We start from the raw sequence: 13,480 nt of genomic DNA on the forward strand, positions 1-13,480 counted from the left end.
GGTGCTTCGTACCTGGAAGTGGGACGCAAGGTGGATTGCCTGTCTTCCCTCTTCCCAGCCTCCTTCTCCACTCGTCTCAGCCTCCGGCAGGAGGCTGGAGGGTCTCCATCGGCCAGCGGGGCACCGCCTGCATCCGGCCCGGCTCGTCGTGTTCCCCCGCCAGCAGGCGCTGGGCGCCCACATAGGCGATCATCGCCCCGTTGTCGGTGCAGAAGCGCCCGCGGGGATAGTGGACCTCGGCGCCGCGCTTGCCGGCCTCCCGCTCCAGACGCTCGCGCAGGCGCCGATTGGCGCTGACCCCGCCGGCCACCACCAGTCGCTTGAGCCCGGTCGCCTCCAGGGCCCGGCGGCACTTGATCGCCAGGGTGTCGACCACGGCGTCCTCGAAGGCCCGGGCCACGTCGGCCCGAGCCGCCTCGTCCAGGGCACCCTCCGCCTCGAGCCGGCGGATGGCGGTCAGGGTATGGGTCTTCAACCCCGAGAAGCTGAAGTCCAGACCGGGGCGGTCGGTCATCGGGCGCGGGAAGCGCAGCCGCGTCGGGTCGCCGGCCTCTGCCAGGCGTGCCACCGCGGGGCCGCCGGGGTAGTCGAGGCCGAGCATCTTGGCGGCCTTGTCGAAGGCCTCGCCGGCGGCGTCGTCCACCGACTCGCCGAGCAGCCGATAGCGGCCCAGGCCGGCGACCTCCACGAGCTGGGTATGGCCGCCGGAGACCAGCAGGGCCACGAAGGGAAAGGCCGGCGGTGCGTCCTCCAGCATGGGGGCCAGCAGGTGGCCCTCCATGTGATGGACGCCGAGCACCGGGATGTCCAGCGCCCGGGCCAGGCCGTGGGCGGTGCTGGCGCCGACCATCAGTGCGCCGACCAGGCCGGGGCCGGCGGTATAGGCAATGGCGTCGAGCCGGGAGCGCGTCAGGCCGGCGTCGTCCAGTACGCGCTGGATCAGCGGCAGCAGGCGGCGGGTGTGGTCGCGGGAGGCGAGCTCCGGCACCACGCCGCCGTATTCGGCATGCATGGCGACCTGGCTGTGGAGGGCGTCGGCCGCGAGGCCGCGCTCGGTGTCGTAGAGGGCGACGCCGGTCTCGTCGCAGGAGGTCTCGATGCCCAGTACACGCATGGTCATGGCCCGTCAGCGGAAATGGCGGCATTCTACGCCTTTTGACCGGGTAGCGGCAGGGGCCGGGCCGGCGAAACGGTTTGCATGGAGCGCTCACGACGACTAGAATGCTGTGCGCTGCAAGACTGGGTCGTGCGCCCGGGGGCGACATCCCGCGTTATTGCCTCGTTTCGTACCGGCTCGCCTGGCGATGTCGGTGTCACGCGATCGAGCGAGATGGGGCCCCGGAAGGCGTGCGTTCAAACCGAACTCAAGTTTTCCAAGGTAGGTGAGTGCTTAATGCCTTCTGTCAAAGTACGTGATAACGAGCCGTTTGACGTCGCGCTGCGTCGCTTCAAGCGTTCCTGTGAAAAAGCCGGTGTTCTCTCCGAAGTTCGTCGTCGCGAGCAGTACGAGAAGCCGACTGCAGAGCGCAAGCGCAAGGCGGCGGCTGCCGTCAAGCGCCACGCGAAGAAGCTTCAGCGCGAGCGCAAGCGTTTCGAACGGCTCTATTGATCCGTACTGGAGTCGGCCGGCGTTCTCGCGGGCCGTCTCGGGAGGGACGCCAAGCGGCCGCCATTCGGTGGCCGCTTGTTTTTGCGCCGTTTTTCGGCGCGCCACCTTCAACCATGCCTGGATGGCTCGATGGCCGGTCAGATTCCACAGCGCTTCATCGATGACCTGCTGGCCCGTGTCGACGTGGTCGAGGTGGTCGGTGAGCGGGTGAAACTCAAGAAGGCCGGGCGCAACCATTCGGGGCTCTGCCCCTTCCATCAGGAGAAGTCGCCGTCGTTCACCGTCAGCGCCGACAAGCAGTTCTATCACTGCTTCGGCTGCGGCGCCCACGGCAGCGCCCTGCGCTTCCTGATGGAGTACGACAAGCTGCGCTTCCCCGAGGCGGTGGAGCAGTTGGCCGCCCGGCTGGGCCTGGAGGTGCCCCGTGAGGGGGCCGACGATCCCTGTGTCCAGGCGCGCGAGAAGAAGCGCAAGGAAGGCGTGAACCTGCTCGAGCTGTCGGCGAGCTTCTTTCGCGAGCGATTGAAGATGCCGAAGGGGCAGGGCGCCCGGGACTACCTGGCCAGGCGTGGCCTGTCGCCGGAGGTGCAGCAGGCCTTCGGCATCGGCTATGCCCCCGACGACTGGGAGGCGCTGAAGCGTCACCTGGGTGAGCGGGGCATCACCGAGGCGGTGCAGGTGGAGTATGGCCTGCTGGTGCATCGCGAGGACAGTGGGCGCACCTACGACCGCTTCCGCGACCGGGTGATGTTCCCGATCCGCGATATTCGCGGTCGGACCATCGCCTTCGGTGGTCGCGTGCTGGGCGATGCCAAGCCCAAGTACCTCAACTCCCCGGAGACCCCGGTCTTCCACAAGGGGCGCGAGCTCTATGGGCTCTTCGAGGCCCGCCAGGCCGAGACGCGCCTCGATCGTCTGGTGATCGTCGAGGGCTACATGGACGTGGTGGCCCTGGCCCAGTTCGGCATCCGCAACGCGGTGGCCACCCTCGGCACCTCGACCAGCGAGGACCACCTGTCGCGGCTGTTCCGCCTGGTCGGCGAGGTGGTGTTCTGCTTCGACGGCGACCGGGCCGGCCGGCAGGCGGCGACCCGGGCCCTGCAGACGGTGCTGCCGCAGATGATCGACGGGCGCCAGGCGCGCTTCCTGTTCCTCCCCGAGGGGGAGGATCCGGACACCCTGGTACGGCGCGAGGGGCCCGAGGCCTTCCAGGACCGCATCACCTGTGCCAGCCCGCTGTCGGAGTTCCTCTTCGAGCAGGCGGCGGAGGGGCGCGACCTCGAGCGGATCGAGGAGCGCGAACGCTACGCCAGCCAGGTGCTGGCGGCCATCGGCCGCCTGCCGGAGGGCGTGCTGAAGTCGCTGCTGCTGACGGAACTCTCCCGACGCACCGGCGTCGACCAGTCAAGCTTCGAGGCCTTGATGGCCAAGGAGGAGGGTGCGGCACCGGAGTCGTCGGAGGGCCCGGCGGCGCCGCCCGAGGCGACGGTCGCCCCGCCGCTGGTCGGGCGGCCCGGCGGCGGGGCGGCGCTCGGGTTGATGGCCCGGGCCCTGCAGCTGCTGGTCCACGACCCGGGGCTGGTCGAACGCCTCCCCGAGAGCGATGACTGGTGCGACCAGGACGACCCGGATGCCGGCCTGTGCCGCGAGGTGGTGCGCCTGCTGAAGGCGGGGCGCTACCGCAGCGCCCAGGTGCTGCTGGCGCACTTTCACGGCACGCCGGAGGGCGAGCGGCTGGCGGGGCTGGCGCGTCGCGAGCCCCTGGTGCCGAGGGCGCTGCGGGGGACGGAGCTGGACAACTGGGTGGCCTACTTCCAGCGCCATCGCCGGCGGCGCTCGCCTCAGGAGGAGTACGACGCCCTGCTGGCCCGGATGCAGGCGGGGGAGCGGCTGTCGCAGGAGGAGCGTCAGCGCCTGAACGAGCTGTTGATGGAACTCAAGGGGTGAGACTTGCCGTCGCCTGCGGGGAGGGCGCGCGGCGATCGCCGGAAATTGGCGACGGGGTTGATTTTCCTCCTACCATCACCATATACACCAGCGTCACCTGAACGGGACGCAACCTGACAACCTAACACACCTGAATGACCGCGCAAATACATCGAACTGGCAAAAGGGCGGTCTACCCCGCTATACTGTTCGGCTTATCGAGTTTTCTCCGCCTCAGTGCTTCAGGTGCTTCATTCTTCTTCGTCGAGATAGGGTTTCTATGGCTGGAAATGCGCAGCAGCAGTCACGTCTGAAGGAGTTGATCGCGCGCGGCAAGGAACAGGGCTTCCTGACCTATGCCGAGGTCAACGACCATCTTCCCGAGGATATTGCCGACCCCGATCAGGTGGAAGACATCATCGGCATGATCAACGACATGGGTATCAATGTCGTCGAGGAAGCGCCCGATGAAGATACCCTGATGATGGCCGACCATTCCACCGACGAGTCGGCGGCCGAGGAGGCCGTGGCCGCGCTGGCGGCGGTGGAGAGCGACGTGGGCCGCACCACCGACCCGGTGCGCATGTACATGCGCGAGATGGGCACGGTGGAGCTTCTGACCCGCGAGGGCGAGATCGAGATCGCCAAGCGCATCGAGGAGGGCACCCGCGAGGTGATGTCCGCCCTGGCCTATCTGCCGGGCGCCGTGGACTCCATCCTCCAGGCCTATGATGCCACCCAGGACGAGGAGGCGCCGGGTCGCCTGTCCGACCTGTTCTCGGGGTTCATCGATCCCGACGAGGGGATTCCGGGCGTGGCCGAGGCGGAGGTTCCCGAGGAGCCCGAGGCCACGGTCGGCGAGGCCGACGAGGCCGACGACAGCGCCGACGAGGAGGACGACAGCGGCGGCGGCCCGGATCCCGAGGAGGCGAAGGCGCGTTTCGAGCAGATCCGCGAGCAGAACGAGGCGGCGCGCCAGGCCATCGACGCCCATGGCCGCGGTTCCGCCGAGGCCCAGGCCGAACTCGCGCGGCTGGCCGAGCTGTTCTCGCCGATCAAGCTGGTGCCCAAGCACTTCGAGCGCCTGGTCGGCCAGGTGCGCATCAGCGTCGAGCAGGTGCGTGCCCAGGAAAAGGCGGTGATGCAGCTGTGCGTCAAGAAGGCCAAGGTGCCGCGCAAGACCTTCATCAAGGCCTTCCCCGGCAACGAGTCTCGCCAGGACTGGCTCGACGATTTCATGGCCGACAATGCCAAATACGCCGATCGCCTGGCGCCCCTCAAGGCCGATGTCCAGCGCGCCCAGCGCAAGATCGCCTTCGAGGAGGAGATGGTGCTGCTGCCGGTGACCGAGATCAAGGAGGTCAACCGTCGGCTGTCCATCGGCGAGGCCAAGGCCCGGCGAGCCAAGAAGGAGATGGTCGAGGCCAACCTGCGGCTGGTGATCTCCATCGCCAAGAAGTACACCAACCGTGGCCTGCAGTTCCTCGACCTGATCCAGGAGGGCAACATCGGCCTGATGAAGGCGGTGGACAAGTTCGAGTACCGGCGTGGCTACAAGTTCTCGACCTATGCCACCTGGTGGATCCGTCAGGCGATCACCCGCTCCATCGCCGACCAGGCGCGCACCATCCGCATTCCGGTGCACATGATCGAGACCATCAACAAGCTCAACCGGGTGTCCCGGCAGATGCTCCAGGAGATGGGCCGCGAACCGACGCCGGAGGAGCTGGGCGAGCGCCTCGAGATGCCCGAGGACAAGGTGCGCAAGGTGCTCAAGATCGCCAAGGAGCCGATCTCCATGGAGACCCCGATCGGCGACGACGACGATTCGCACCTGGGCGACTTCATCGAGGACGGCACCATGCTGCTGCCCATCGACTCGGCCACCGGCGAGGGCCTGATCGAGGCGACCCGCAACGTGCTCGGCGGGCTCACCGCCCGTGAGGCCAAGGTGCTGCGCATGCGCTTCGGTATCGACATGAACACCGACCATACCCTGGAGGAGGTCGGCAAGCAGTTCGACGTGACCCGCGAGCGGATCCGCCAGATCGAGGCCAAGGCGCTGCGCAAGCTCCGCCACCCGTCGCGCTCGGAGCCGCTGCGTTCCTTCCTCGACGAGTGACGCCCGTCACCGCCCCGAGACGACGACGCCCGCAGGCCTGCCTGCGGGCGTCGTCGTTTGTCAGGGCGCGGAGGTGTCGTCCCGGTCGGCGCGCCGCCAGCGACGGATCAGCAGCAGCAGTTCGAACATCGCCAGCACCAGCAGGGTGTAGCCGAACAGTTCGGTGACTTCCTCGGCGGCGTCCTTGAAGGTGCGCAGGTAGTGCTCGCCGAGGATCGCCTGCCACAGCTCGCTGCGCCCGTAGAGCCGCGAGAACACGTAGGTGGTCAGGAAGCCGGCGGCGAACAGGCCGAAGGCGAAGGTTCCGGCGCAGCGTTCGACTTCGGCGACGAAGGCGCGGCGCTGGCGGATCACCGCGAACAGCACCGGCAGCACCAGCAGGCTGACCAGGGTCTGCCAGGCGCCGTCGAAGACGTGGGCGTCCAGCAGGGCATCCTGCTCGCGGATCAACGAGGCGCCGAGCAGGCCGACCAGCAGCAGCGCCACATGGGGCAGCCGATGGTCGAGCAGGCGCACCGCCAGCGCCAGTGCCGTGGCGATGGCCAGCAGCAGGGACTGGGTCAGCTCGGTGAAGCCGATCTCAGTGAACTGCTCGCTGGTGAGGCCGAGGGCTTCGTGCAGCACGCCCTGCATCAGGGCGCCCACCAGCAGGATGTAGGCCAGGCCGCGCAAGCAGAGGGCGGGAAAACCGATTCGGTCGGGGGGCGTTGTCGAGGGCATCCATGTTCTCGTGGTAACAGGGTAAAGCGTTTAGATCTCATGGCTTGCAGTGCAAGCCATGAGATTTAGGGCGAATTATACCTGTCTTGCCCGGCCGTCGCGCGCCAGTCGACGGCTTCCACTGGGGCGCCCGGCCTCCTCGATGAGCCAGTCATGCACGGCTCGGACGCGGCGATCGTCCAGGGCGCCGCTGGCGTAGACGATGCCGTAGTGCATCCCGGTGGCGACCCGCTGGTCGAAGGGGGCGATCAGCGCGCCGTTGTCCAGCTCGCCGGTGATCAGCGTCTGGCGGGCGATGGCCACGCCCATCCCGGCGATGGCCGCCTCCATGGTCAGGTGGTTGCGGTTGAAGGTGTAGCCGCGGCGCACGTTGACCAGGGGCGCCTCGATGGCCTCCAGGTAGTGCTCCCACTCGCCGTAGTCGTGGCTGCCGCGCCAGGCGGTGACGTCGTGGAGCAGCGGGTACCAGGCCAGGTCCTCGGGGCGCCGCAGCGGTGGTCGCCCGCGGAGCAGTGCCGGGGCGCAGACCGGGAAGATGGTCTCCTCCATCAGCGGGGTGATGGCCAGGCCGGGGTAGTGGCCGTCGTTGAGGTCCAGGGCCAGGTCGAAGTCGCCCTCCCGCAGGGAGATGCTGCTGTCCTCGGCGGTGACGTGCAGTTCGATGTCCGGGAAGCGGGCCTGCAGGCGGGGCAGGCGGGGCATCAGCCACTTGTTGAGGAAGGAGGGCACCGCCCGTATCCGGATGATGCCGCTCATCACGCCGCTGCGCAGCCGCTTCACCTCGAGCCCCACCGACTGGTAGGCCTCGTCCACCACCGTGGCCAGGCGCCGGCCCTCCTCGGTGAGGGCCAGGCGCCGCGGCAGGCGGCGGAACAGCTTGAAGCCGAGGCGGTCCTCGAGCTGCTTGATCTGCTGGCTGACGGCGCCGGTGGTCACGTGCAGCTCCTCCGCCGCCCGGGTGAAGGACAGGTGGCGGGCGCTGACGACGAAGACCTTCAGCCAGGCGTGGGTCTGGGAATTCAGGAGGCGACTCATGGTTTAGTCATTCTATACGATCGACGAGATTTTCTCGATTGCCGGGGCGCAATCCTGCCTCCACCATAAAGGCCAATCGAGGCAGAAAGCCACATGGCTTTAGCCTGACTGACAACAAGATGGCCACCGGCCCCAGCCACCGGAGCGATCCGGCCCCAGACACGAGGCATCATCATGGCAATCAGCGTCTTCGACCTCTTCAAGATCGGCATCGGCCCCTCCAGCTCGCACACGGTCGGTCCCATGCGCGCGGCCTACGACTTCGTCCAGGCCCTGCGAGGCCAGGACCTGCTGGAGCGGGTGGCCCGGGTCGAGGTGCACCTGCATGGCTCGCTGTCGTCGACCGGCAAGGGCCATGGCACCGACCAGGCCGCCATCATGGGGCTGATGGGCGAGCTGCCCGAGACCATCGACCCGGCCATCGTCTCGCCGTGCATCGAGGAGCTGCTCGAGTCTCAGACCCTGCTGCTCGACGGCCACCTGGCGATCCCCTTCCTGTGGGCCCGGGACCTGCAGTGGCACGACGAGAGCCTGCCCTACCACCCCAACGCCATGACCCTGGTGGCCCACGGCCATGCCGGCGAGCTCTACCGCAACGTCTTCTACTCGGTGGGCGGCGGCTTCGTGATCGACGAGGATCAGGCCGCCCGTGGCGAGCTCGATTCCGACCATACGGCGCTGCCCTATGACTTCAACAGCGGCGCCGAGCTGCTGGCGCTGTGCCGCCTGCATAACCTGCGCATCAGCGAGCTGATGATGGAAAACGAGAAGGCCTGGCGCAGCGAGGCCGAGATCCGTGCCGGGCTGTGGCGAATCTGGGAGGCCATGCAGGAGTGCGTGAACCAGGGCTTCCAGGGCGAGGGCGTGCTGCCCGGTGGGCTCAACGTCAAGCGCCGCGCCGGGGCCCTGCATCGTCGCCTGGAGGCGCTGGAGAGCGATACCAACCTGATCTCCACGACCTTCTCGGCGATGGACTGGGTCAACGCCTACGCCCTGGCGGTCAACGAGGAGAACGCCGCCGGTGGCCGCATGGTCACCGCGCCGACCAACGGGGCGGCGGGCATCATCCCCGCGGTGCTGCACTACTACATGAAGTTCCAGGAGGGCGCCGACGAGCGCTGCGTGGTCGACTTCCTGCTGACCGCGGCCGCGGTGGGCATCCTGTGCAAGAAGAATGCCTCCATCTCCGGGGCCGAGGTGGGCTGCCAGGGTGAGGTCGGCTCGGCCTGCGCCATGGCGGCGGCGGGGCTGACCGAGGTGCTGGGCGGCACCCCGGGCCAGGTGGAGAACGCCGCCGAGATCGGCCTGGAGCACAACCTGGGACTCACCTGTGACCCGGTGGGCGGCCTGGTGCAGGTGCCCTGCATCGAGCGCAACGCCATCGCCTCGGTCAAGGCCATCAACGCCACCCAGATGGCCCTGCGCGGCGACGGCGAGCACTTTATCTCCCTGGACAAGGCGATCCGTACCATGCGCGACACCGGCGCCGACATGCAGGATAAGTACAAGGAAACCTCCAAGGGCGGCCTGGCGGTCAACGCCATCGAGTGCTGACATCCCACATCTCTGTCGGGCGGCGAAGGCCGTCCTGCCTGGCGCGCGACCCGGAGCGGGTGGCGCGCCTTCTTGTTTTCAAGCAGCTGCATTTCGGGCGTCTACGCCATTGGTCGAGTTCGGCGATTCTGCGGTTGCCGCCGTGCGCCTGACCCTCTGGCTTACGTTGACGTAAAGGTAATACTGGCCGCGGCGCCAGTGACACCACCGCCACCTCGGCACCACAACAACGACAACAGCAATGCAACGGCGGATCGCCTCGGCGGTCCCGAGAGGACGTCCCATGACCCAGGAGTTCGTGCTCGAGGCTCTCGGGTTGACCAAGGAATTCCGCGGCTTCACCGCCGTGGATGACGTCAACCTGCAGGTTCGGGAAGGGCATATCCATGCCCTGATCGGACCAACGGCGCAGGCAAGACCACCATCTTCAACCTGCTCACCAAGTTCCTGCCGCCGACCCGCGGCGAGATCCTCTATCGCGGCAAGCCCATCACCGCCATGCGGGCCAACGAGATCGCCCGCCTCGGGCTGGTGCGCTCCTTCCAGATCTCGGCGGTCTTCGCCCACATGACGGCGCTGGAGAACGTGCGGGTGGCCCTGCAGCGCTACCTCGGTACCTCCTTCCACTTCTGGAAGTCCGAGCGCTCCCTCGAGCCCCTCAACGAGCGGGCCCTGGCGCTGCTCGAGGAGGTCGGCCTCCAGGACTATGCCGACGTGCTCACCGTGGAGATGCCTTACGGGCGCAAGCGCGCCCTGGAGGTGGCCACCACCCTGGCGCTGGAGCCCACGGTGATGCTGCTCGACGAGCCGACCCAGGGCATGGGGCCGAGGACGTCGACCGCATCGTCGAGCTGATCCGGCGGGTCTCGAAGGGGCGCACCGTGCTGATGGTGGAGCACAACCTCAGCGTGGTCAGCCGGCTGTGCGCCAGGTGCTCAAGGCGATCCGCGAGAACGAGCCCCGGGCGGTGTCGCTGAGCTACAACGTCGACGCCTACAAGCTGATGGCCTTCGTGATCTCGGCCGGCCTGGCCGGCCTGGCGGGGTCCACCAAGACGGCGGTCTTCCAGCTGGCCTCGCTCACCGATGCCCACTGGCACATGTCCGGCGAGGTCATCCTGATGACCCTGCTGGGCGGAGTGGGCACCCTCTTCGGGCCTTTGGTGGGCGCGGGACTGGTGGTCAGCCTGCAGACCCAGCTCGCCCAGTCGCCGCTGGGTAACTGGGTCAGCGTGATTCTCGGGGCGATCTTCGTGATCTGCGTGCTGAGCTTCCGCAGCGGCATCGTCGGCGAGATCCAGAAGATCATCCGCAAGAACTTCAAGTGACGGCCAATGGCCGAGCCACGACTGGGGCGCCTCAAGGGGCGCCCCGCGTCGTTTCGGCCTGGCGGCCGGGCAGCACGGTGTCGATATGCGCGACCAGGAAATCGAGGAACTGGCGCACCTTGGGGGAGCGATGGCGGTGGCGGGGATAGACGGCCCACACCGCGGTGTCGCTGTGGCGATAGGCATCGAGCACGCTGATCAGCTCGCCCCGGGCCAGGTGGTCCTCGACGTAGTAGTCCGGCAGCTGGGCCAGCCCCAGCCCCTTGAGGGCGGCATCGAGCAGCGCCGGCCCGGAGTTGCCGTGCCAGGGGCCGTCGACGCGGACCTCGCGGCGCACGCCCTCGACATCGAAGCGCCAGTGGTCCCGCGAGCCCACCAGGCAGCGGTGCCGGGCCAGCTCGGAGAGGCTGTGGGGCTGGGCCACCCGGGTGAAGTAGGCCGGCGAGCCCACCACGTACTCACGGCGTTCGCACAGCCGTCGGGCGATCAGCGAGGAGTCCTTGAGGGTGCCCATGCGGATGGCGATGTCGAAGCCCTCGTCGATGATGTCCACCTGGCGGTTGGTGAAATGCATGCGCACCTCGAGCCGCGGGTGGCGGCACATGAAGTCGTGGACCAGCGGCGCCAGGTAGCGCTCGCCGAAGGTCGTCGCGCAGGTCAGACCGAGTAGCCCGGTGGGCTTGTCCTGCAGGTCCTTGACCGCGGCCTCGGCCTCGCGGAAGCCCTCGACCAGGTGCTGGCAGTGCTGGTAGTAGAGGCGGCCGGCCTCGGTCAGGCGGATCCGCCGAGTGGTGCGGTAGAGCAGGGTGGTGCCCAGCTGGTTCTCCAGCTGGCTGACCAGTCGGCTGACATGGGAACTCGACACCTTGAGCCGCTCGGCGGCGGCCTTGAAGGCGCCCAGGCGCACCACCTCGACGAAGGCCTCGACGCGGTCCCAGCGTTGCATGTGGCGTCCTCTTCGTGGATTGTTGCTGTATGGCAATAATGTGATGAGTTTGATGCAGTTTATCGGAGTGCGCGCTCTTGCCTAGACTGCAAGGACATCATCCACCCCCTGAATGAAGAGGACCGCACCATGAAATCACGCGCCGCCGTCGCCCTGGAAGCGGGCAAGCCCCTGGAGCTGGCCGAGATCGACGTCGAGGGCCCCAAGGCCGGCGAGGTGCTGGTGCGCATGGCCGCCACCAGCGTCTGCCACACCGACGCCTTCACCCTCTCCGGCGCCGACCCGGAAGGGCTCTTCCCCTCGGTGCTGGGTCACGAGGGCGCCGGGGTCGTCGAGGAAGTGGGCGAGGGCGTCACCGGCCTGCGTCCGGGCGACCATGTCATCCCGCTGTACACCGCCGAGTGCGGCCAGTGCAAGTTCTGCCTCTCGGGCAAGACCAATCTCTGCCAGGCGGTGCGCGCCACCCAGGGCAAGGGCCTGATGCCCGATGGCACCAGCCGCTTCTCCCTGGACGGCAAGCCGCTGCATCACTACATGGGCTGCTCGACCTTCAGCGAGTACACCGTGGTGCCGGAAGTGTCCCTGGCGGTGGTCTCCAAGGAGGCGCCGATGGACAAGATCTGCCTGCTGGGCTGTGGCGTCACCACCGGCATCGGTGCGGTGCTCAACACCGCCAAGGTCGAGCCGGGCGCCACCGTGGCGGTGTTCGGCCTGGGCGCCATCGGCCTGGCGGTGATCCAGGGTGCACAGATGGCCAAGGCCAGCCGCATCATTGCCATCGACGTCAATCCCGACAAGTTCGAGCTGGCCCGCCAGTTCGGCGCCACCGATTTCGTCAATCCCAAGGAGTACAACGACCCCATCCAGCAGGTGATCGTCGACATGACCGACGGCGGCGTCGACTACTCCTTCGAGTGCATCGGCAACGTCAACGTCATGCGCTCGGCGCTGGAGTGCTGCCACAAGGGCTGGGGCGAGTCGGTGATCATCGGCGTGGCCGGGGCCGGCGAGGAGATCTCCACCCGCCCGTTCCAGCTGGTCACCGGCCGCGTCTGGAAGGGCTCGGCCTTCGGCGGGGTCAAGGGCCGCACCGAGCTGCCCGGCTACGTGGATCGCTATATGAAGGGCGAGATCAACATCGACGACTTCATCACCCACGACATGCCCTTCGAGAAGATCAACGAGGCCTTCGAGCTGCTGCACAAGGGCGAGAGCATCCGTACCGTCCTCCATTACTGAGCTGCCCGCAGGAGATTGACGCATGACCATGACCGAACACCTCGAACTGGTCTCGGCCAACCGCTGTTTCGGCGGCTGGCACAAGCGCTATCGCCATCGCTCCCGGGCGCTGGACTGCGAGATGACCTTCGCCATCTACCTGCCGCCCCAAGCCGAGACCGAGCGGGTACCGCTGCTGTGGTGGTTGTCGGGGCTGACCTGCACCGACGAGAACTTCATGCAGAAGGCCGGCGCCCAGCGGCTGGCCGCCGAGCTCGGCATCGCCATCGTCTGCCCGGACACCAGCCCTCGCGGGCTGGACTTGCCCGGCGAGCACGACAGCTATGACTTCGGCTCCGGGGCGGGCTTCTACGTCAATGCCACCCAGGCGCCCTGGAAGGACCACTACCGAATGTACGACTATGTGGCCGAAGAGCTGCCGTCGGTGGTCCGCCAGCACTTCCCGGTCAACGGCCGCGAGGCGATCAGCGGTCACTCCATGGGGGGGCACGGCGCCCTGATCCTGGCGCTGCGTCGGCCAGGGCACTATCGCTCGGTGTCGGCCTTCGCGCCGGTGGTCAATCCCACCCAATGCCCCTGGGGCCGCAAGGCCTTCGGCGGCTATCTGGGCGAGGATGTCGGCAACTGGACCCAGTACGACGCCTGTGAGCTGGTCGCCCGTGGGGCCTCCCGCCAGCCGCTGTTCATCGACCAGGGCGAGGCCGACGACTTCCTCGAGGAGCAGCTGTGCCCGGAGCGCCTCGAGGCGGTGTGCGCCGAGCGGGACCATCCGCTGACGCTGCGTCGCCAGCCGGGCTACGATCACAGCTACTTCTTCATTGCCACTTTCATCGACGACCACCTGCGCTACCACGCCAAGCACCTGCACGCGACCCGCTGAGGGCGCCGAGGGGGCATGCCGTCCTGCGGGGCGGCATGTTACCCTGACGGAACGTATCCAGAAGCGACATGCGGGTAGTCATGAGCGGCGTGATTGTCTCAGTCCACCGGGAGTGACCATCC

Annotated in this window: 10 protein-coding genes and 2 pseudogenes; 8 read left to right on the top strand and 4 right to left on the bottom strand. The window is 67.7% G+C overall.

Going from position 1 to position 13,480, the window contains the following annotated elements:
* Window positions 1-76: 76 nt before the first annotated feature.
* Window positions 77-1,114 (bottom strand): tRNA (adenosine(37)-N6)-threonylcarbamoyltransferase complex transferase subunit TsaD, encoded by a 1,038-nt coding sequence (gene tsaD / locus OCT48_RS04015; protein ID WP_263592574.1) that lies wholly within the window; start codon window positions 1,112-1,114, stop codon window positions 77-79.
* A gap of 279 nt (window positions 1,115-1,393) precedes the next feature.
* Between tsaD and rpsU the strand changes: the two genes are divergently transcribed.
* The 3 genes from rpsU (at window position 1,394) to rpoD (ending at window position 5,657) form a co-directional block, all read left to right on the top strand.
* The gene (gene rpsU / locus OCT48_RS04020; protein ID WP_013333229.1) at window positions 1,394-1,609 is read left to right on the top strand and encodes a 30S ribosomal protein S21; all 216 of its coding nucleotides are present in this window, start codon (window positions 1,394-1,396) and stop codon (window positions 1,607-1,609) included.
* Between the two features lie 129 nt (window positions 1,610-1,738).
* On the top strand, window positions 1,739-3,556 hold the full coding sequence (gene dnaG, locus OCT48_RS04025; protein WP_263591444.1) for a DNA primase: 1,818 nt from the start codon (window positions 1,739-1,741) through the stop codon (window positions 3,554-3,556).
* A gap of 259 nt (window positions 3,557-3,815) precedes the next feature.
* Window positions 3,816-5,657 (top strand): RNA polymerase sigma factor RpoD, encoded by a 1,842-nt coding sequence (gene rpoD, locus OCT48_RS04030; protein WP_263591445.1) that lies wholly within the window; start codon window positions 3,816-3,818, stop codon window positions 5,655-5,657.
* A gap of 60 nt (window positions 5,658-5,717) precedes the next feature.
* Here rpoD and OCT48_RS04035 read toward each other — a convergent pair whose 3' ends face one another.
* Window positions 5,718-6,377, bottom strand: a complete 660-nt coding sequence (locus tag OCT48_RS04035; RefSeq protein WP_263591446.1) for a hypothetical protein — start codon at window positions 6,375-6,377, stop codon at window positions 5,718-5,720.
* A gap of 75 nt (window positions 6,378-6,452) precedes the next feature.
* On the bottom strand, window positions 6,453-7,412 hold the full coding sequence (locus OCT48_RS04040; protein ID WP_263591447.1) for a LysR substrate-binding domain-containing protein: 960 nt from the start codon (window positions 7,410-7,412) through the stop codon (window positions 6,453-6,455).
* A gap of 174 nt (window positions 7,413-7,586) precedes the next feature.
* On the opposite strand from OCT48_RS04040, the gene OCT48_RS04045 reads away from it, so the two are divergent.
* The 3 genes and pseudogenes from OCT48_RS04045 to OCT48_RS04055 form a co-directional block, all read left to right on the top strand.
* On the top strand, window positions 7,587-8,966 hold the full coding sequence (locus tag OCT48_RS04045; protein WP_263591448.1) for an L-serine ammonia-lyase: 1,380 nt from the start codon (window positions 7,587-7,589) through the stop codon (window positions 8,964-8,966).
* A 283-nt stretch (window positions 8,967-9,249) separates the two neighbouring features.
* Window positions 9,250-9,883, top strand: a pseudogene (locus OCT48_RS04050) (ABC transporter ATP-binding protein); the annotation flags it as partial.
* An 11-nt stretch (window positions 9,884-9,894) separates the two neighbouring features.
* Window positions 9,895-10,293: pseudogene (locus OCT48_RS04055) on the top strand (branched-chain amino acid ABC transporter permease); the annotation flags it as partial.
* A gap of 31 nt (window positions 10,294-10,324) precedes the next feature.
* Here OCT48_RS04055 and OCT48_RS04060 read toward each other — a convergent pair.
* Window positions 10,325-11,239, bottom strand: coding sequence for a LysR family transcriptional regulator (locus OCT48_RS04060; RefSeq protein WP_263591449.1), 915 nt, complete (start codon window positions 11,237-11,239; stop codon window positions 10,325-10,327).
* A 129-nt stretch (window positions 11,240-11,368) separates the two neighbouring features.
* On the opposite strand from OCT48_RS04060, the gene OCT48_RS04065 reads away from it, so the two are divergent.
* Both OCT48_RS04065 and fghA read left to right on the top strand, forming a co-directional pair.
* Window positions 11,369-12,478 (top strand): S-(hydroxymethyl)glutathione dehydrogenase/class III alcohol dehydrogenase, encoded by a 1,110-nt coding sequence (locus OCT48_RS04065; RefSeq protein ID WP_263591450.1) that lies wholly within the window; start codon window positions 11,369-11,371, stop codon window positions 12,476-12,478.
* A 22-nt stretch (window positions 12,479-12,500) separates the two neighbouring features.
* Window positions 12,501-13,358 (top strand): S-formylglutathione hydrolase, encoded by an 858-nt coding sequence (gene fghA / locus OCT48_RS04070; protein ID WP_263591451.1) that lies wholly within the window; start codon window positions 12,501-12,503, stop codon window positions 13,356-13,358.
* Window positions 13,359-13,480 lie beyond the last annotated feature (122 nt).

It is taken from the genome of Halomonas sp. M4R1S46 (genome assembly GCF_025725685.1).
Classification (GTDB): domain Bacteria; phylum Pseudomonadota; class Gammaproteobacteria; order Pseudomonadales; family Halomonadaceae; genus Halomonas.